Consider the following 17,583-nt stretch of genomic DNA (forward strand, 5'->3'; position numbering starts at 1 on the left):
CGCGCCGGGACTGGGCCTGGCACGTGCTGCCGATCACCCTGCCGCCGACCGTCCCCGCGCAGGCGACGCTGTGCACCCCCACCCTGCGGGTGAAACACGGCCGGGTGCGCGTCGATCTGCCGTTCCAGATTTCGATCGAGGTCGCGCCCGCCACCGGACATGCGGTCGCGTGTGGGTTCGACTGGGGCGTCAACACGCTCCTGACCGGTGTGGCCGGACGGCTGGCCGGCGGCCGGGTCCTGTCGGATGGGCGGCCGCTGGTCTACGACGCCAGCGGTGTCTCGGCCAAACTGCACCGGTTGCGGGCCGAGCGGGAGCACTTGGCCGCCAAAGGTCGCCACCAGGAACGGCTGCTGGCCGGGATCACCCCAGCCGATCCCAGGTTCGCCAATCTGAGCATGGAGCATGCGGCCCTCAGCGTCGAGCATGAGCGCGTGTGCGCGCGCATCCGCAACCTGAACAAGACACTGGCCTGGTCGGCGGCCCGCTGGGCGGTCGACCAGGCCGTCGCCGCCAAAGCGACGGTGATCTATCTGGAGGAACTGGCCACCCTGGAAGCACGCGGGCGCCGAGGGAGCGCCAACGCGCGCCTGTCGGGGCAGGTGCGCGGGCAGATCGTCGAGGCAATCCGGCACCTGGCGGCCAAGCACACCATCGCTGTGGTCACCGTCCCCGCCCGCGGCACCTCCAAATACTGCCCCCGCTGCGGGGACGGCACGTCAGTGCTCCAGCACTGCCCGGCCCCCGACCGGCTCGGCGAGCGGGGTTGGGCGTGGGCGTCCTGTCCCGCCTGCGGCCTGTCCTGTGACCGGGACTGGGCGGCGGCCGAGCGGATCGTCGCGCGCGGCCTGCTCGGCCAGCACGCCACCCGCACCCACCGCGCCACCGGCACCCGCACCATCAGCAAGGTAGTGGAAGGCAACGTGGCCCGCGCCCGCCCGGCCCGCAGGCCCACCAGGGCGGCCCGGCGCGCCCGCCGCACCCGCACCGACCTGCACCCCCGCCCGGCAGCTCGGGACAGATCCAAGAACCGTCCCACCCCGAAACGCCCGGCCCGCACCACAACGAACGTGAAGAACGCGGCGACCACGTCGATGACCTCCAGCCGTGTGCCCGACCGGCGCACGGTGCCCGCCCCACCGCCCACCCGCGGTGGACAGCGTCCGGCGGGCCATGCACCCCAGCCGGGACGACACCAGCCGTCCCGAACAGGGCATGACAGGAATTCTCACCACCGGACCGGCTTCCACCACGCCCAAGCCACCCCCGTACTCGCACTCACCGAGCACGGAGGCGGCCAAGTCAGGCTACGCCCGTCCGAGTTGCCTGATTCCTTCAGGGAACTACAGGGAATTCAAGACGCTGTTAAACGAGCAGGCCGTCGAACTCTCCGTCCTTCACTCCGAGCACCAGGGCCCGGATCTCGTCGCGGGTATAGATGAGGGCGGGGCCCTCGGGGAAGCGTGAGTTGCGCACCGCGATGCCCCCGTCGGGAAGCTCCGCGAGCTCCACGCAGTTGCCCTGCGAGTTGCTGTAGCGGCTCTTGCGCCACGCGACCTGCGTCAGGTCGGCCGCGGGCATGCCGTTGTAGGTCTGGTTCATCTACATCTTTCTGAGAAGACCGCCGATGAGCTCGACGGTGCCCCCTGGCGTGGTGCTCTCCACGCACAGCTGCTCCATGGCCGTGAGGTACGGATCGATGTCCTCACGCTTGTCCAGGTACAGGGCACCCCAGAGCTGCTCAACGTAGACAACGTCCGACAAGTCGGACTCGGGAAACCGCAAGATGCTGAACGCGCCCCCTTCAGCGGCATGCTTGCCGAACCTGAAGGGCATCACCTGAAGGGTGATGTTGGGAAGGGCAGCGACTTCCAGCAGATGCTGGAGCTGCTCGGACATGACCTCCCGCCCGCCGATGGTCCGTTTGAGCGCCGCCTCGTCGATGACGGCCCACAGGCGGGGCCCGTCCTTCTGGGTGAAGCGCTCTTGACGCTGCATGCGCATATGCACGCGGCGTTCGATTTTGTCCGGACTCAGACCGGGGTTGCCAAGCTGGAATACCGATCGCGCATACGAGGCCGTCTGCAACAATCCTGGCACGAACTGGACCTCATAGGTACGGATCAGCTCGGCGGCCTCCTCCAGGCCCACGTATGTGGTGAACCACGAAGGCAGCTCGGCCGAGTACTTGTGCCACCACCCGGGGGTGTTGGCCTCACGAACCATCTCCAGCAGGGCACGGCGCTCGGCATCGTCGACGACGCCGTACAGGGTGAGCAGGTCTTCCACGTCACGTGTCTTGAAGCCGACGCGCCCGAGCTCCATGCGACTGATCTTGGACTCGGACGCCCGGATGTGGAATCCGGCCTGTGCCCGGTCGAGACCGCTCGCCTCACGCAGGCGCCTGAGACTCGCACCCAGCATGATGCGCCGAACGGTCGAGCCGGAACCAGGCGGATCAATGGACACGTGCTGCTCCTTGTTCGTTTCCTTGCGACTCAGTCTGTCACTTCACGGCCGAAAGATCATGGGCCGCGGACAAGATCCCCTTTCCCCCATATTGACCATTTGAGGCCAACCGTAGCGTGTGCACGGGGTGTCTGCACGTGCATTCGCTCTTGCACCTGCACGGAGATTTGTCGCAGAATGATCACGTGCAATCCACCACGGTGCCCGGCCAGTGGACCACGTTCGATTGGTGGCCCCCGGTCGGCTGGTGGCCGGAGGCGGCCCGCGATCTGCTGGTCCCCGGCCCCTGCTCGAGCGCCACGTTCGTGCTCCCGCCCAGCCCTGCCTCGGTCCACTCGGCCCGCAGCTTCACCACGGGCGCGTTGTCGGCATGGGGTCTCGGCGAGCTGATCGAGAACATGGAACTGGTGGTCTCCGAGCTCGCCACCAACGCGCTGCGCCACGGCCTGCGCCTCGACGACGCCCACCGCACGTGCCCCGTCCACATGTCCCTGGTGCGCCGGGGCCCCCTCGTCACCTGCGCCTTCACCGATCCAGGCGCGTCGGTGCCGGTGCTGCGATACCCTGGCCCCCTCGACACCGGCGGCCTCGGACTCCACATCGTCGAATCCCTCAGCCACCGCTGGGGCTGGTCCGCACTTGCACCTCACGGGAAGATCGTCTGGGCAGTCCTCTCCTGACCGGCGGTGGTCTGCATTACCGTGGATGCTCATGGCTCACGGTGAGTCCCACGCGCGACCCCATGAGAGTGCTGACAGATGAAAGATCACCTGCTCGGCTGGCTGCGAACACTCGACGAAGACAGGCTTGGCCGCGTCCTGGCCAACAGGCCCGACGCCATCGCCGCGCCCTGGCCGCGGCGGCTCGACACCCTGGCCCAGCGCCTGGGAAACGGCTTCGCCGTGATGGAGACCCTGCGCTGCCTGCCGCTGCCCTGTCTGCAGCTGGCCGAGGCGGCCCTGGCCATGACCCGCCCCACGGCCGAGCGGCTGGCGCAGTTCGTGGACGCGCCGCTCGAAGAGGTGACCCCCTGGCTCGAATACCTGTACGACCACGCGCTGGCCTGGCCGGGCGACGACGGCGTCATCCACCTCACGGAGGGCGTCGCCCGCTGGTGGTCCGCCCCGCTCAGCCTGGGCGAGCCGCTCGACCATTACCTCAACTCCTGGTCGATCGGCAACGACGCGCTGAACGCGCTCGCCCGCAACCTCGGCCTGTCCCCCCAGGGCAACAAGCGCCGCGTCATCGCCCGCGTCACCCAGGCGCTCAGCGACCGCGCCCGCGTCAGCGCGCTGGTGCGCGGCGCGCCTGACGGCACGGTCCCGCTGCTCGACCGGTTCGCCTGGCAGGGCCCCGCGCTGAACGTCGACGGCGGCAGGTTCGTCACGCCCGGCACGCCGGAGAAGTGGTGCGCCGACCACGGCCTGCTCTTCCGCCCGAGCTGGCACGTCGCGGAGATCCCCCGCGAGGTGGCCATCTGCCTGCGCGGCCCCGGCTACCACCCGGCCTACCGGCCCGAGCCGCCCGAGGTGGCGACGATCCCCGTCGATCCCGAAGAGGTCGACCACCTGATGACCCTGGCCGCGCCGCACGTCGTCGAGCGGTGCGCGGCCCTGCTCGACAACACCGCCAAGACGCCGCTGCCGCTGCTCAAGACGGGCGGCGTGGGCGTGCGCGAGGTACGCAGGATCGCCAAGGAGACCGGCTGCGACGAGGACGAGACGCGGCTGCTGCTGGAGGTCTGCACGGTGGCCCGGCTGCTGGCCTGGGACGAGCCGTCGGGCGGCATGATCCCCACCGACCGGTTCGACCGGTGGCGGCTCGACGAGGGTTCGGCGCGGCTGCGGGTGCTGCTGGCGGCGTGGTGGCGCATGGAGCGCTCGTCGCTACGCAAGATCGACGGCAAGTACGGCACCGTGCTCGGCGACGACCCCTCGGGCAGCGCGGTGGCCCGGATCCGCAGGGCCGTGCTGTCGGCCCTGGCCGACCTGCCGGCGGGCACCGCGTTCGCCGACCGCGACAGCCTCGTGGCCAACGTCCACTGGCACACGCCGCTGCTCGACCTGGAGCTGCTGGTGGCGTGCGCGCCCGCGGTGCTCGGCGAGGCCACGCTGCTGGGGCTGCTGGCCAACAACGCGATCACCGACCTGGGCAGGGCGCTGGCCGGGCTCACCGCGAAACCCGGCGACGAGAACGACGACGCCGTCCCCATGGTCGAGCACGACCCCGTGCTGGCCGAGGCGGCCACCAGGGCGCTGGCGAGCGTGCGGAGGAGCGCGCTGTTCGGGCCCGACCTGACCGCGGTCGTGACGGGGCCGCCGTCGGCGGAGCTGGCGGCGCTGCTCGACCGGGCCGCCGAACGCGAGTCGCGGGGCGCGGCCTCGGTGTGGCGCTTCACGACCGAGAGCGTGCGCCGGGCGCTCGACGACGGCTACGACGCCGACGACCTGCTCGACGAGCTGGCCGCGGTCGGCACGATCCCGCAGCCGCTGGAGTACCTCGTACGCGACACCGCGCGCAGGCACGGCGAGGTCACGGTCACCACGGTCGGATGCGTCATCCAGGCCGGCGACCCCGCGCTGCTGGCCGAGATCGCCGCGCACCGGCGGCTGGGCAGGCTCGGCATCCGGCTGCTGGCGCCCACGGTGCTGGTGAGCGCGGCGCCGGCCGAGCGCACGCTGGCCGCGCTGCGGGAGGTCGGCTACTCCCCCGTGCCCGTCTCCGACACCGGCGAGATCACCGTCCACCGGGCCAGGCACGAGGAGCCGCAGGGCGGCAAGCTCATCCTGCTGCCCGGCGGCCAGGTGGCCGAGCTGTCGGAGTTTCCCGGCATCACCGAGATGGACCCGCTTTCGTACTTGCTCGCCGAGCCGACGCCGGACCCGTACGAGCACGCCCGCCGCCTCGTCGAGACCGGCCGGTCCGACGACGAGACGAACGGCCGCACGTGGGCGATCATCGGCAGGATGGCCACCAGGCTGCCGACGGCGCAGCAGTCGCTGCTGGGCTTCGTGGTCGACCGGGGCGTGCGCGCCGGCATCACGCTGACCGACGGGCTGACCGCCACGATCAGCCACGGCGAGCTCAAGGGTGGCGCGCTGGACGCCTGGTGCGAGGAGGCAGGCGACTACCTGGAGTTCCCCCTCGCTGAGATCGTCGAGGTCAGGGGAGCTCTTTAGCTTTCTTCAGGTTGGCCACCAGGCCCTCGAGGAAGGCCGCGTAGCCCTGATAGCTGTAGGGCGCCTCGGCGTTCCACGGGTAGAGCCGGCCGGCCTTGACCGCGGGGAGCTTGGCGAAGGTGGGCTTCTTCAGCATCTCCTCGGGCTTGAGCGACTGGGTGCGGGTGTCGTAGAGGATCACGTCGGCGTCGTACTCGTCGGCGTTCTCCCAGCTCAGCGTCTGGAAGAAGCCGCCCTCGTCCACCTTGGCGGGCTTGACGACGTCCAGGCCCGCGTTCATGAGGTGCACGATGTCCGGGTACTCCGGCGGGTTGACCACCCACATCGCGTCGGGACCGCCGGACATCATGAGGATCTTGAGGTTCTTGAACTGCGCGAGCTCCTTGGTGGCGGCCTCCATACGGGCCTTGGCCTCGTCCACGCCCTCCATGCTCGCGCCCAGCGACTTGGCCAGCTCCTCGTACTTGCTGATCACCTGGGTCGCGCTGCGGCCGGTGAGCATGATGCCCGCGGTCGGGGCGACCTGCTCGATGGTGTCCTTCGACTTCTCCGGCACGTACCAGAGGGTGCCCTTGATGTACATGCTGCTGACCAGGAGGTCGGGCTGGAGCGAGATGTACTTCTCGACGTTGAACTCGTCCCAGACGTTGCCCAGGCCCTCGACCTTGGTGATGTCCACGTTGCCGGCCTGGGGGTCCTTCGTGCCGTCCTGGAGCTTGTGCGGGCCGAAGACGGCGATGGGGCGCACGCCGAAGTCCCACAGGGCGGCCGCGGCGCCGACCTGGGCGACGATCCTGGAGGGCGCCTTGGGCTGGTCGATCTTCTTGCCGCGGTCGTCGATGAACGTCCAGCTCTGAGCCGCAGAAGCCCCCGAGGTGACCTTGGTGGGTGCTGATTCGCCGCCGCACGCCGCCAGCGTCAGGGCCGCCGCGAGGCCTGCGGCGGACGCCAGGAAGCCCCTGCGAGCCAGTACCGGTCCCGACATGTCCATCTCCTAAGGTTAGGCTTGCCTTTCTATTGGGTCATTAGATTAGCCTTGCCTAAGTTTGACCGCTACGAGAGGGGGAGTCGGGTGCGCCCGGCTGAGCAGGCCGCCAGAGCGGCGGATGCCGACCCGCCCGTCACCGCCGGGAGCGGCGGGCGCGCGGCGAGGGGGCGGACCGCCGCGCTGGCGGCTGGGCTCCTCGTCGCCGTGGCGGTGCTGGCGCTGGTGGCGATGGCGAGCGTGGCGCTCGGGGCGCGGTCCATGTCGTTCTCGACGGTGATCGACGCCTTCCTCGCCCCGGAGGGCTCCGGCGACCACACGGTCATCCGTGAGCTCCGCGTCCCGCGTACGTTCCTCGGCCTCGGCGTGGGCGCCACGCTGGGGCTGGCGGGCGCGCTCATGCAGAGCCTCACCCGCAACCCCATGGCCGACCCCGGCCTGCTGGGCGTCAACCAGGGCGCGGCGCTGGGGGTCACGCTGGCGCTCGGCCTGTTCGGGCTCTCCGACCCGGCGCTCTATGTGTGGTTCGCGTTCGGCGGCGCCGCGCTGGCCTCCGTCGTCGTCTACGCCCTGGCCTCAGCGGGCCGCTCGGGCTCCAGCCCCGTACGTCTCGCGCTCGCCGGCGTCGCCCTCGGCATGGTGTGCACGGCGGTGGCCTCGGCCCTCCTGCGCATGGACACGCGGACGTTCGACCGGATGCGGTTCTGGCTGACCGGATCGCTGGCGGGGCAGACGGCCGACACGCTGGTACGGCTGGCGCCGTTCATGGCGGCGGGGCTGGCACTCGGCCTGCTGCTGGCCAGGCCGCTCAACATGCTGGCCCTCGGCGACGACGCCGGCAAGGCGCTGGGCGTGGCCGTGAACCGTACCAGGATCCTCACCGGGGTGGCCGTCACGCTGCTGTGCGGCGCCGCCACCGCGGCCGCCGGGCCGCTCTGGTTCGTGGGGCTGATCGTGCCGCACGCCGTCCGCGCGGTGGTGGGGCCCGACCAGCGGTGGGTGCTGCCGTACTCGACGCTGGCCGCGCCGGTGCTGCTGCTGGGGGCCGACGTGGTGGGCCGGGTCATCGCCCGGCCAGGAGAGGTGCAGGTGGGGATCGTGTGGGCGGTGATCGGCGCGCCGATCTTCATCGTGCTGGCCAGGCGGAAGCGGGTGGCGGCGCTGTGACCGTCCGCGTCGGCCCCTGGTCCGTACGGCTCGCGCCCCGCGCCCTCGCCGTCAGCGCGGCCCTGGTCGCGATCGCCTGCGCGGTGACCGTGGCGGCCATCTCGACGGGCGAGTTCACGGTTCCCGTGCCCGACATCGTCTCCGCGCTCTTCGGCCAGGGCACGCCGGTCGCCGAGCTGATCGTCAGCAAGCTCCGCGCCCCTCGCGTGGTGACGGGGCTGCTGGTCGGGGCGGCGTTCGGGGTGAGCGGCGCGATCTTCCAGAGCCTCACCAGGAACCCCCTGGGCAGCCCCGACTTCATCGGCCTGACCGCGGGGGCCTCGACGGGCGGCATCGTCGCCGTGGTCGCGGGCGGCTCGGCCATGACGATCGCCAGCGGCGCGCTGGCCGGGTGCGTGGTGACGGCCGCGCTGGTGTACGCGATGGCGTTCCGCGGCGGCGTGCAGGGCTACCGGCTGGTCCTGGTCGGCATCGGGGCGAACGCGCTGCTGCTGGCGGTCAACTCGTACCTGCTGACCAGGGCCAACATCAACGACGCGGCCACCGCGGGCTCGTGGCTCACCGGCAGCCTGAGCGGGCGCGGGTGGGACCACGCGGTCCCCGTGGGGCTGGCGCTGGCCGTGCTGCTGCCGGTGTGCGCGTTCGTGGCGCGGCCGATGCGGATGATCGAGATGGGCGACGACGCGGCCAAGGCCATGGGGATCAGGGTCGAGGTCGTGCGCGCGGCGGCGATCACGGTCGGCGTGCTGCTGTCCGGGGTGGCCACGGCCGCCGCCGGGCCCGTCGTCTTCGTCGCGCTCGCCGCGCCCCAGCTCGCCCGGCGGCTCACCCGCTCGCCAGGGGTGACGATGGGGGCGTCGGCGCTCATGGGGGCCGTCCTGCTCACCGCCGCCGACCTGGCCGCGCAGCGCGTGCTCGCCCCCACCCAGCTGCCCGTCGGCGTGCTGACCGCCGCGATCGGCGGCACGTACCTCACCCTGCTCCTGCGAAAGGACCGCCACTGATGCCCTCGGAAGAGCTCGGAAAGGACACGTGCTGATGGCCGCCGCCCGGCTGTCAGGCACCGGCCTCACTCTCGCCTACGACCAGCGGGTCGTGGCGACCGGCCTGAGCGTGACGATCCCCGACGAGTCCTTCACCGTGATCATCGGCCCGAACGCCTGCGGCAAGTCCACCCTGCTGCGCGCCCTGGCCCGGATGCTCAAGCCGAAGGCGGGCGCGGTGCACCTGGACGGCAGCGTGATCACGTCGCTGCCCTCGAAGGAGGTGGCACGGCGGCTCGGCCTGCTCCCGCAGAGCTCGATCGTGCCGGACGGGATCACCGTGGCCGACCTGGTGGCCCGGGGCCGCTACCCGCACCAGCGGCTCATGCGGCAATGGTCACGCGCCGACGAGGCGGCGGTGGCCGAGGCCATGCGCGCCACCGACGTGGCGGAGCTCGCGGAGCGCATCGTGGACGAGCTGTCGGGCGGGCAGCGGCAGCGGGTGTGGCTGGCCATGGCGCTGGCCCAGGAGACGCCGATCCTGCTCCTGGACGAGCCGACGACGTTCCTGGACATCTCCCACCAGATCGAGGTGCTGGACCTCTGCGCCGACCTGCACGACACCGGCCGCACGATGGTGGCCGTCCTGCACGACCTGAACCAGGCCTGCCGGTACGCGACCCACCTGATCGTGATGCGGACCGGGGAGATCGTCGCGGAGGGGAACCCGACGGAGATCGTCACGCCGGAGCTGGTGCACCGGGTGTTCGACCTGCGCTGCGAGATCATTCCCGACCCGCAGACCGGCACCCCGCTCATCGTCCCGGAGGCGCGCCGCCGCGTGCCCACCGCCCCCTGATCCCGTTCCCCTCAGAGGCCCGTGGTGAGAGCGGTGGCGAGCGTGGTGACGGCGGCGACGGCCCGGCCCTGACCGTAGGCGTCCTTCAGGACGCCCGCCGCCTCCGCGCCCATCGCGGCCAGGAGCGTGTGGGACAGCGCGTCGGCGTCGCAGCGGTGGCGGGCTTCGGCCAGGAGGAGCGCGACGTGCCGGTGCCAGAAGCGGTAGGCCCCGATCCGGTAGCGCGCCCCCGGGCTGGCGGTCTCCGACATGCGCACCAGGTCCAGGTGGGCGAAGAGGTACTCCAGGTAGGCGGCCACGAACGCGGCGAGGCGGTCGGCAGCCGGAGCGCCGGGGCCCAGGGGCGGCGGTCCGGAGAGGATGCGCTGCTGGAGGTCGCGTTCGCGGGAGTCCAGGAGCGCCACCGCGAGACCTGACTTGTCACCGAACCGGCGGAACAGGGTGCCCTTGCCCACGCCGGCCTCGGCCGCGACGGCGTCCATCGAGACCGCCTCCACCCCCTTCTCCGCGAACAGCCGGGCAGCCGCGGCCAGCACCTTCTCCCGGTTGCGTGCCGCATCCGCCCGCTCCTTCACCGGGCGGCCCACCAGAAACTCCAGCGACTCAGACATGATTCGGACTATAGTCCAGTTCAATGCCACAAGCACAGGTGAGCTCAGAGTGCTCCGCAGCGGCGCACCGCGAGCAGTGCCAGTGCCCGCGTGACCTCGCGCAGCTCCCTCAGCTCGACCTGCTCCCTGGGGGCATGCGCGAACCGCACGTCCCCGGGCCCGTAGTGCAGCGTCGGGACCCCGCCGGCCGCGTACAGCCGCAGGTCGCTCCCGTACGGCGCAGCCGACTCGGCCGGCCGCGCCCCCGTGACGTCGGCGACCGCCTGCCCGACCTCCTCCAGCAGCACGTGGCCGGCCGGCAGCCGGCCGCTGGCGAACTGGCCGCCGGGCCAGGTCACCACCGGCGGGTTGGCGCGCAGCCAGGGGTGCGCGACGGCCGCGACCGCCTCCTCGAACGCGGCCCGCGCCGCCGCCGGGTCCTCGTCCAGCCGCACCCCGAGCCGCCCCTCGGCGATCAGCAGGTCGGGCACCGTGCTGGCCCAGTCACCGGCGCGCACGGTGCCGATCTCGATGGGGTACGGCATCTCATTGCCGCGGAAGAGGCCGGGCACGTCGCGGTTGCGCTCGGCCTCCAGCCGCCTGACGGCCTCGAAGACCGGCCAGAACACCTCGATCGCGTTGACGCCCTCGTACCGCGTGGCCCCGTGCGCCGCCCGTCCGGCGATCTCCAGCCGGAACGTCAGCGCGCCCGCGTTGGCCGTGATGACCGTGCCGCTGGTGGGCTCGGTGATGATCGCGGCCTCCGCCGTGTGCCCCCTGTCCAGGGTGGCGAACGCGCCGAGCCCGCCGTCCTCCTCGCTGATCACGCAGTGCACGGCCAGCGGCCTGGCGAGCCTGATGCCGGCCTTCCTGATCGCCCGCGCCACGGCCAGGTTGGCGACCAGGCCCGCCTTCATGTCGCAGGCGCCCCTGCCGTGCAGCACGTCGCCGGTGATCCGGGCGGCGAACGGGTCGCTGCCCTCCCACTTGGCCAGGTCGCCGGTGGGGACGACGTCCACGTGGCCCTGGAGCGCGAGCGCGGGCGGCCCCTCGCCCTCGGTGACGGCCACGACGCCGTACCCCTCGGTCCTGGGCGCCTCCGTGCCGGGGAAGCCGGGACGGCCGGTCAGGCCGGCGAGGTCGAGCTTCCAGACGTCCACGTCCATGCCGGCCTCGGTGAGCAGGCGGGCGAAGCGGTGCTGCAGCTCGGACTCGGCGTCCGTGCCGGTGACGCTGGGGACCCGGACGGTGTCGGCCAGCAGGCTCACGGTCTCGGCCTCGTCGATGGCGTTCAGGACCTCGGCTTCCACGTCGCGCATGGCGGACAGCTTCTCATGAACCCGAATCGGGCTTTGTGGTGATACAGGACATGCGGACATGGGTGAGCTGGATCGTGGTGGCGCCGTTCGCGGCGTGGGCGGTGGTGCGGCTGAGCGGGTTCGAGCCGGACTGGCCGTGGGTGCCGATGGTGGCGTACACGCCGTACGCGGCACTCGCGACGGTGGTGATCCTGATCCTGGCCTGCCTGCTCAGGCGGTGGGCGGTCGGAACGGTCGCGCTCGTCTCGGCGCTGGCGCTGATGCCGGTCATGCTCCCCCGCGCGCTGGCCGACGGCAACCCCGAGGCCGGCGGGCCGGCGCTGCGGGTGCTCTCGGCGAACCTGCTGGTGGGGCGGGCGGACACAGAGCAGCTGATGGCGCTGGTCACCGGTCTGCGGCCGGACGTGCTGACCTTGCAGGAGTTCACGCCGGAGGCCATGCGGCGGCTGGACGAGGCGGGAGTGCGCAAGGTGCTGCCGTACGCGGTCACCCGCCCGCTGCCGGGGGTCGGCGGGTCGGCCGTGTACGCCCGGCACCCGCTCAAGGCCGGTGAGACGATCAAGTACGGCGGGTTCGGGCAGGCCAGGGCCTGGCTCACGCATCCCGGCGGGGCACGGGTGGAGATCGTGTCCGTGCACCCGTGCGCGCCCAAGCGGATCGGGCGGCAGCCGTGCTGGCAGGCGGGCCTGGCGGCGCTGCCGCGCGCGGGCAAGGAGCTGAGGGTGCTGGCCGGCGACTTCAACGCCACGCTCGATCACCTGCCGGTCCGTGAGCTGCTGGCGAGCGGCTACCGGGACGCGGCCGACGTCATGGGGCGGGGGTTCGTGCCGACCTGGCCGCAGGAGGGCTCGGACGCGAACCTCCCCGGCGTGCCGATCGACCACGTGCTGGCGGATTCGCGGATGGCGGTGCGGGACTTCGAGGTGCTGGCGCTGGGGCACACCGACCACCGGCCCGTGTTCGCCGAGCTCAGGCTGCCGTGATCGCGATTGCGGAGTATGGCGCGCGTCGCGGCTCGTAAACTTGTGGGCGTGGTAGAGCCCAAGTTCGAGATTCAGATGCTGCACGACCGGGTCATGATCAAGCTGGAGCAGGAGGCCGAGGAGCGGCGCAGCGGCTCCGGCATCGTCATTCCCGCGACGGTCAAGATGGCCAACCGGCTGGCCTGGGGTGAGGTCTGCGGCGTCGGCACGAACGTGCGCTCGGTCAAGGTGGGCGACAAGGTGCTGTTCAACCCGGAGGACCAGTTCGAGGTCGAGGTGCACGCGCAGACCTATCTGGTGATGCGCGAGCGCGACCTGCACGCGGTGGCCACCCAGGAGACCGACCACGGCACCGGCCTCTACCTATGACACCCGGCTGAACGAGAGCCAGAGGTCCGACGCCCAAGCGGTGCGCGGCACGTCCGCCAGCACGCGCGTCTGCTTGCCGCGCAGATCGAGCACCGCCAGCCGGTAGGCCGTGCCGCGCGCCATGACGGCGATGACGTGGCTCTCGTCCCACCAGCCGAAGAGTGCCTCGGGACGCGCGTTCACGCGCTGGGCAATCTTGCCGGTGACCGGGTCCACCAGGCACACCTGCTCCTTGAAGCGCGACGGGCACCACGTGGTCAGCCGCTTGCCCGACGGCGAGAACGAATCCTCCGGGCCGGTCGGCAGGCCGACGCCCGCGTAGGTGCGCATGACCGCGCCGTCGGAGGGCCGGTAGACGCGCAGGCCCGTGCCGTACATGGAGACGAGGTTGCCGTCGGGGCTCCACCAGAAGCCCGCTTTCCGGCTCAGCCCGGTGACCCGCACCGTGCGCGCGCTCTTGGCGGCCACGTCCACGACCGTGAAGCCGAGCACGCGCCACGTGCCGCTCTCCTTCTGCTCGACCGTGAGCGCGACGCGCTTCCCGTCGCGGGACCACGAGGCGTAGGAGGCGGTCATCGGCTTCTTGACCGTGCGGATCCGGGAGGAGGCGCCGGTGGTGCGGTCGGTGACGATCAGGGAGTCGTAGCCCGACCGGTACGAGCGGGGCACGCCTGCCGTCAGGCGGCCGCCGGGAGAGACGGACACTTCCGAGAGCGACTGCTCCAAGGCGAAGGCGGCGCCGGTCGCGGATCTGAGGTAGGTGCGCTTGGTGCCGAGGCCGTAGGCGGCAAGACGTACGGGATCGCCCGTTTTTTCCTGATATTTCATGCCAGCGGTGGCGGGCAGCACGAGGTCGGCCCGGGCCGCGACCGAGAGCGTCACCGGCCCGGCGTAACCCCCGGGGAGCGTCATGGACAGCGCGATGGCGATTTTGGCGATCACGTCCGCAGATTAGGCACGAACGTACGAAATTTCGGGCGCTATGCCGACCGGGTCTAGATGTAACGCCGGCCGATCTCGATCAGGTCGATGCCGACCGTACGCAGGCCGACGTAGACGATCACCCCGGCGACGGCCACCGTCACGATGAGCACGACGACGCGCACGAGCCAGCCCTGCCGCTTGTACCACTCCATCCAGGCGTGCAGCGTGCGCTTGCCGAAGTCGAGCACCCTGCGCGCCCAGTGGAACTCCACGGCCAGCACCGCGAGCCCCGCGAACACGACCGCCCACCCCGGCCCGGGGAACGGCACCATGATCAGCCCCGCCACCACCATGAGGGTGCCGATCACACCGAACACGATCTTCAGCGTGAGCGCCCCCGTGCGCGTGGACCTGATCCCGTCGAGCCACCCTTGGAGGCCCGTGCGGCGCCCGGGCATGCTGGAGCGGTCGGCGGCCTCACCCTTGATCATGTCGGCGTCGCCGGTGTCGGAGTCCTGAATCTGCACAATTCCCTCCGGCAGTCGGTATGCCACCCAATATACGGCGCGCCACCTGGTGGCCACTTGCAGCCGACTGGCAAAACAGCAAACCCGCCAGACGGTAAATTTTCCCCCTGACCGGAACGCCGTCCGGCAAACATCGGTTAATGTCTGATATGCCCGAGGTTCTGCTCCGTACCGTCACCGGCCCTGTACGCGCGGCCGCCATCACCGGCGCCGTGCTCCCCCACGAGCACCTGCGTACCGACATGCGCTGGGCGGTCGGCATCGACTCCGACCCGTACCGCTGGCTCGACGAGGAGCACGCCGTCACCGCCGAGCTCCGCGAGCTGCGCCAGGCCGGCGGGATCGGCCTGGTGGTGGATCTGACCTGCATGGGCATGGGCCGCGACGCCGCCGCCCTGGCCCGGATGGCGGCGGGCAGCCGGGTGCCGGTGATCGCCTCGACCGGGCTGTTCGCGGAGCCGTTCACGGAGGTCGGGGACGCGGACGTGGACTCGCTCACCGGCCGGCTGATGGACGAGATCGTCAGCGGCGCGGACGACATGGGCGTCTTCCCCGGCGTGATCGGCGAGGTCGGCTCCTGGAGCGCCGAGCCCACGCCGCGCGAGGAGCGCTGCCTGATCGCCGCCGCCCGCGCCTCACTGAAGTCGCGTCTCCCCGTCGCGACGCACGGCGCGAACGCCCCGGCGCTGCTGGAGATCCTGCTGGGGCAGGGCCTGCCGGGCTCGCGGGTGGCCGTCGGCTACGCGGGCGCCGATCTGGGAGCGGCCAGGAAGATCGCCGAAGCGGGCGCGTACGTGAGCCTGGGCGTGCTCGGCCTCGGCCCGGACCAGGCGGCCAGGATCGCGCTCGGCCTCATCGAGGACGGCCACGCGGACCGCCTGCTGATCAGCTCGGGGCTGAGCCGGGTGGCGCAGCTGCGCAAGTACGACGGGCCCGGCTACTCCCACCTGTTCGACGCCCTGCTGCCGCGCCTGCGCGAGTCGGGCGTCGGCGAGGACACGATCGGCCTCATCACCCACCAGAACCCGCTGCGCTGGCTGACCGACGGGCTGACTTGACCTCAACCGACGTTAAGGTTGCAGACTCGACCGCATGACCTTCACCTCAGCGGAACTTGAGTACCTGTCGTCGCAGCACCTCGGCCGCCTGGCCACCGTGTCGCCCGACGGCCAGGTGCAGAACAACCCGGTCGGCTACTTCGTCGACGCCGAGACCGGCATCATCACCATCGGCGGCCACGCCATGGGCGCGTCCAAGAAGTTCAGGAACGTCCAGAAGGGCAGCACTGTCGCGCTCGTCGTGGACGACCTGGCCTCGGTCGATCCGTGGGTGGTGCGCGGCATCGAGATCAGGGGCACGGCGGAGGCGCTGACCGACGTCGACCCGCCCATGCCGTTCTTCTCCAGGGAGATCATCAAGATCACCCCCAGGAAGATCACCTCGTGGGGGCTGGCGGGTCCGCGCGAGACCCGGGTCGTGTGAAAGCTCGCTAGGATCTGGGCTACACGAGGCTTGGCCGGGTGGGGATGGTGACGGAGCACACGCACAGGAGCGGCCGCCTGCGCCGGCCACTGACCGCTCTGTCGCGCCTGCCCCGGCTCGGCGACGTCCCGGTCGTGGTCATGCTGGCGTGGGCGGGCTGGCTGGCCGTCCCCTGGTCGTTCAGCGGCCTCGCCCAGGCCCGCGCCGCCGCGGCCGCTGCCGCCGCCGAGGCAGAGCCGCCGCAGGTCGATCTCTCCCCCGCGTCCGTACGCCCGTGGGCCATCCCTGCGGCCCAGCCCCGCCAGCTCAAGAGCGTCCGCCGTGCTGCTGCTCCGACGGGCGAGGAGGACACCGCGCCGGCCTCAACGGGATGGGTCGCGGCGGGACCGGGCTCGGTATGGCCTGGCTCGGCGTGGCCCGGCTCAGCGGGACCGGCCTCGGCGGCGCTGCACCACGATGAGGCGGCTCCGGGTGCGCCGGACGTGGTGGCGGCGGAGCGGGCCAGGATCGCCGGGGAAGTGCACGACGCGGCCGGGCACGGCCTCGCGGCCATCGCCATGCAGGCCGGGCTCGCGCTCGTCGCGCTCGACGACGACCCCGAGCAGGCCAGGGCGTCACTTCGGGCCATCAGGGAGACCAGCACGACGGCGCTCACCCAGCTCCGCGCGGCGCTCGACGGCATCGACCCGCCGGGCGGTGATCTCGCCCGGCTCATCGAGGGCGTCCGGGCGGCGGGCCTGCCGGTGGACGTCGAGCCCGTGGACTTCACCGTGCCCGCCCGCCTCCAGGACACCGTCTACCGGGTGGTACGCGAGTCGCTGACCAACGTGCTGCGCCACGCGGGCCCCACCAGCGCGCTCGTGCGCGTGGGCGGGGAGCCGGGCGAGTTCGTGCTGGAGGTGGCCGACCGGGGTGCGGGCCGGCCGGGCGCTCGGGAAGGGCGCGGGCTGGCCGGGATGCGCGCCCGGGTCACGGAGGCGGGCGGCGACTTCGCCGCCGGGCCGCGCGACGGCGGCGGCTTCCGGGTGATCGCCCGCTTCCCCCAGGTCTCCGCATGACCGCCACGGAGCCGGTGAGCACGCCGGACGCCGAGGGCGTGATCAGGGTGGCCGTCGCGGACGATCAGGCGGTCGTGCGGATGGGGCTGCGGGCCTTGCTGGAGCGGGCGCCCGGCATGGAGTGCGTGGGCGAGGCGGCCGACGGGAGCGCCGCGCTGGCGCTGATCCGCCGGGTCCGTCCCGACGTGCTGCTGCTCGACATCCGCATGCCCGGCATGGACGGCCTGGCCACGCTGCGCGCCATCGCCGAGGATCCTGGGCTGCGCGGCACGAGGATCGTCGTGGTGACGACCTTCGCCGTGGACGAGTACGTCTTCGCCGCGCTCCAGGCCGGGGCCAGCGGTTTCGTGCTCAAGGACAGCGCCCCGGAGGAGCTGGTCAACGCCGTGCGCGTGGTGGCCGCGGGAGAGGCGCTGCTGTCACCGGCGATCACCAGGAAGGTCATCGGCATGTTCGGGCGGCACGGCGCCGGTCCGGTCGAAGGGCTGGAGACGCTGACGCCCCGGGAGCGGGAGCTGGTGGCCTGGGTGGCCACCGGCAGGTCCAACGAGGAGATCGCCGAGGAGCTGGTGATCAGTCCCGACACCGTCCGCACCCACGTCAGCCGGGCCATGGTCAAGCTGCGCGCGAGGGACCGCGCCCAGCTCGTGGTGTTCGCCATGCGAGCCGGGCTGAGCATCCCCGCCTGA

At 71.8% G+C, this 17,583-nt stretch carries 19 protein-coding genes; 12 read left to right on the forward strand and 7 right to left on the reverse strand.

The window, feature by feature from the left end; translation table 11 throughout:
* A partial coding sequence (locus AB0J64_RS44145) for a transposase (RefSeq protein WP_364041622.1) occupies positions 1-1,442 on the forward strand: 1,442 nt, incomplete at its 5' end.
* Here the strand turns inward: AB0J64_RS44145 and AB0J64_RS44150 are convergent.
* Together AB0J64_RS44150 and AB0J64_RS44155 are read right to left on the reverse strand one after the other, a co-directional pair.
* Positions 1,366-1,602: a DUF397 domain-containing protein gene (locus AB0J64_RS44150; RefSeq protein WP_344985568.1), complete on the reverse strand. Its 237-nt coding sequence runs from the start codon at positions 1,600-1,602 to the stop codon at positions 1,366-1,368. The genes AB0J64_RS44145 and AB0J64_RS44150 overlap by 77 nt on opposite strands.
* Positions 1,603-2,424 carry a helix-turn-helix transcriptional regulator gene (locus AB0J64_RS44155; RefSeq protein ID WP_344987643.1) on the reverse strand — a complete coding sequence of 274 codons (822 nt, stop codon included), beginning with the start codon at positions 2,422-2,424 and terminating at the stop codon, positions 1,603-1,605. It lies immediately after the preceding gene.
* Between the two features lie 230 nt (positions 2,425-2,654).
* Here AB0J64_RS44155 and AB0J64_RS44160 point away from each other — a divergent pair, with 230 nt between their 5' ends.
* Positions 2,655-3,149 carry an ATP-binding protein gene (locus AB0J64_RS44160; RefSeq protein WP_364041624.1) on the forward strand — a complete coding sequence of 165 codons (495 nt, stop codon included), beginning with the start codon at positions 2,655-2,657 and terminating at the stop codon, positions 3,147-3,149.
* Positions 3,150-3,227: 78 nt separating this feature from the next.
* Positions 3,228-5,648, forward strand: coding sequence for a helicase-associated domain-containing protein (locus tag AB0J64_RS44165; RefSeq protein WP_364041626.1), 2,421 nt, complete (start codon positions 3,228-3,230; stop codon positions 5,646-5,648).
* Here AB0J64_RS44165 and AB0J64_RS44170 read toward each other — a convergent pair.
* The gene (locus AB0J64_RS44170) at positions 5,632-6,633 is read right to left on the reverse strand and encodes an ABC transporter substrate-binding protein (protein WP_364041628.1); all 1,002 of its coding nucleotides are present in this window, start codon (positions 6,631-6,633) and stop codon (positions 5,632-5,634) included. The two genes, AB0J64_RS44165 and AB0J64_RS44170, sit on opposite strands and share 17 nt — an antisense overlap.
* A gap of 87 nt (positions 6,634-6,720) precedes the next feature.
* Here AB0J64_RS44170 and AB0J64_RS44175 point away from each other — a divergent pair, with 87 nt between their 5' ends.
* Genes AB0J64_RS44175 through AB0J64_RS44185 form a run of 3 tightly spaced genes read left to right on the forward strand, consistent with a single transcriptional unit; the run spans position 6,721 to position 9,642 of the window.
* Positions 6,721-7,800 carry an iron ABC transporter permease gene (locus AB0J64_RS44175; RefSeq protein WP_364041630.1) on the forward strand — a complete coding sequence of 360 codons (1,080 nt, stop codon included), beginning with the start codon at positions 6,721-6,723 and terminating at the stop codon, positions 7,798-7,800.
* Complete coding sequence (locus AB0J64_RS44180; RefSeq protein WP_364041632.1) at positions 7,797-8,804, forward strand: iron chelate uptake ABC transporter family permease subunit; 1,008 nt, start codon at positions 7,797-7,799, stop codon at positions 8,802-8,804. Before AB0J64_RS44175 ends, AB0J64_RS44180 begins: the two co-directional genes overlap by 4 nt.
* 34 nt (positions 8,805-8,838) lie before the next feature.
* Positions 8,839-9,642, forward strand: a complete 804-nt coding sequence (locus AB0J64_RS44185) for an ABC transporter ATP-binding protein (RefSeq protein ID WP_364041634.1) — start codon at positions 8,839-8,841, stop codon at positions 9,640-9,642.
* An 11-nt stretch (positions 9,643-9,653) separates the two neighbouring features.
* Here the strand turns inward: AB0J64_RS44185 and AB0J64_RS44190 are convergent, their stop codons facing one another.
* Positions 9,654-10,253 (reverse strand): helix-turn-helix domain-containing protein, encoded by a 600-nt coding sequence (locus tag AB0J64_RS44190; RefSeq protein WP_364041636.1) that lies wholly within the window; start codon positions 10,251-10,253, stop codon positions 9,654-9,656.
* A 44-nt stretch (positions 10,254-10,297) separates the two neighbouring features.
* On the reverse strand, positions 10,298-11,551 hold the full coding sequence (locus tag AB0J64_RS44195) for an ArgE/DapE family deacylase (RefSeq protein WP_364041638.1): 1,254 nt from the start codon (positions 11,549-11,551) through the stop codon (positions 10,298-10,300).
* A 50-nt stretch (positions 11,552-11,601) separates the two neighbouring features.
* Between AB0J64_RS44195 and AB0J64_RS44200 the strand changes: the two genes are divergently transcribed.
* Both AB0J64_RS44200 and AB0J64_RS44205 read left to right on the forward strand, forming a co-directional pair.
* Positions 11,602-12,534 (forward strand): endonuclease/exonuclease/phosphatase family protein, encoded by a 933-nt coding sequence (locus tag AB0J64_RS44200; RefSeq protein ID WP_364041640.1) that lies wholly within the window; start codon positions 11,602-11,604, stop codon positions 12,532-12,534.
* A 48-nt stretch (positions 12,535-12,582) separates the two neighbouring features.
* Positions 12,583-12,903: a co-chaperone GroES gene (locus AB0J64_RS44205; RefSeq protein WP_364041642.1), complete on the forward strand. Its 321-nt coding sequence runs from the start codon at positions 12,583-12,585 to the stop codon at positions 12,901-12,903.
* Here AB0J64_RS44205 and AB0J64_RS44210 read toward each other — a convergent pair.
* Both AB0J64_RS44210 and AB0J64_RS44215 read right to left on the reverse strand, forming a co-directional pair.
* Positions 12,898-13,845, reverse strand: coding sequence for a hypothetical protein (locus AB0J64_RS44210; protein WP_364041644.1), 948 nt, complete (start codon positions 13,843-13,845; stop codon positions 12,898-12,900). The genes AB0J64_RS44205 and AB0J64_RS44210 overlap by 6 nt on opposite strands.
* A gap of 53 nt (positions 13,846-13,898) precedes the next feature.
* On the reverse strand, positions 13,899-14,354 hold the full coding sequence (locus tag AB0J64_RS44215) for a TIGR02611 family protein (protein ID WP_364041646.1): 456 nt from the start codon (positions 14,352-14,354) through the stop codon (positions 13,899-13,901).
* Between the two features lie 149 nt (positions 14,355-14,503).
* On the opposite strand from AB0J64_RS44215, the gene AB0J64_RS44220 reads away from it, so the two are divergent.
* The 4 genes from AB0J64_RS44220 to AB0J64_RS44235 are packed head-to-tail and all read left to right on the forward strand — an operon-like array spanning position 14,504 to position 17,583.
* Positions 14,504-15,412, forward strand: a complete 909-nt coding sequence (locus AB0J64_RS44220) for an aryldialkylphosphatase (protein ID WP_364041648.1) — start codon at positions 14,504-14,506, stop codon at positions 15,410-15,412.
* A 34-nt stretch (positions 15,413-15,446) separates the two neighbouring features.
* Positions 15,447-15,836 (forward strand): PPOX class F420-dependent oxidoreductase, encoded by a 390-nt coding sequence (locus AB0J64_RS44225; RefSeq protein WP_364041650.1) that lies wholly within the window; start codon positions 15,447-15,449, stop codon positions 15,834-15,836.
* A 44-nt stretch (positions 15,837-15,880) separates the two neighbouring features.
* On the forward strand, positions 15,881-16,894 hold the full coding sequence (locus AB0J64_RS44230; protein ID WP_364041706.1) for a sensor histidine kinase: 1,014 nt from the start codon (positions 15,881-15,883) through the stop codon (positions 16,892-16,894).
* Positions 16,891-17,583 (forward strand): response regulator transcription factor, encoded by a 693-nt coding sequence (locus AB0J64_RS44235; protein ID WP_364041652.1) that lies wholly within the window; start codon positions 16,891-16,893, stop codon positions 17,581-17,583. The genes AB0J64_RS44230 and AB0J64_RS44235 overlap by 4 nt, the downstream gene beginning before the upstream one ends.

It is taken from the genome of Nonomuraea sp. NPDC049695, assembly GCF_040674955.1.
Lineage (GTDB): Bacteria > Actinomycetota > Actinomycetes > Streptosporangiales > Streptosporangiaceae > Nonomuraea > Nonomuraea helvata.

Bases quoted from the DNA above. Each gene is read 5' to 3' on its own strand.
- AB0J64_RS44195 (WP_364041638.1), bottom strand. From the start codon at position 11,551: ATGCGCGACGTGGAAGCCGAGGTCCTGAACGCCATCGACGAGGCCGAG.
- AB0J64_RS44185 (WP_364041634.1), top strand. From the start codon at position 8,839: ATGGCCGCCGCCCGGCTGTCAGGCACCGGCCTCACTCTCGCCTACGAC.
- AB0J64_RS44165 (WP_364041626.1), top strand. From the start codon at position 3,228: ATGAAAGATCACCTGCTCGGCTGGCTGCGAACACTCGACGAAGACAGG.
- AB0J64_RS44170 (WP_364041628.1), bottom strand. From the start codon at position 6,633: ATGTCGGGACCGGTACTGGCTCGCAGGGGCTTCCTGGCGTCCGCCGCA.
- AB0J64_RS44200 (WP_364041640.1), top strand. From the start codon at position 11,602: ATGCGGACATGGGTGAGCTGGATCGTGGTGGCGCCGTTCGCGGCGTGG.
- AB0J64_RS44235 (WP_364041652.1), top strand. From the start codon at position 16,891: ATGACCGCCACGGAGCCGGTGAGCACGCCGGACGCCGAGGGCGTGATC.
- AB0J64_RS44225 (WP_364041650.1), top strand. From the start codon at position 15,447: ATGACCTTCACCTCAGCGGAACTTGAGTACCTGTCGTCGCAGCACCTC.
- AB0J64_RS44220 (WP_364041648.1), top strand. From the start codon at position 14,504: ATGCCCGAGGTTCTGCTCCGTACCGTCACCGGCCCTGTACGCGCGGCC.
- AB0J64_RS44190 (WP_364041636.1), bottom strand. From the start codon at position 10,253: ATGTCTGAGTCGCTGGAGTTTCTGGTGGGCCGCCCGGTGAAGGAGCGG.
- AB0J64_RS44230 (WP_364041706.1), top strand. From the start codon at position 15,881: ATGGTGACGGAGCACACGCACAGGAGCGGCCGCCTGCGCCGGCCACTG.
- AB0J64_RS44150 (WP_344985568.1), bottom strand. From the start codon at position 1,602: ATGAACCAGACCTACAACGGCATGCCCGCGGCCGACCTGACGCAGGTC.
- AB0J64_RS44155 (WP_344987643.1), bottom strand. From the start codon at position 2,424: ATGCTGGGTGCGAGTCTCAGGCGCCTGCGTGAGGCGAGCGGTCTCGAC.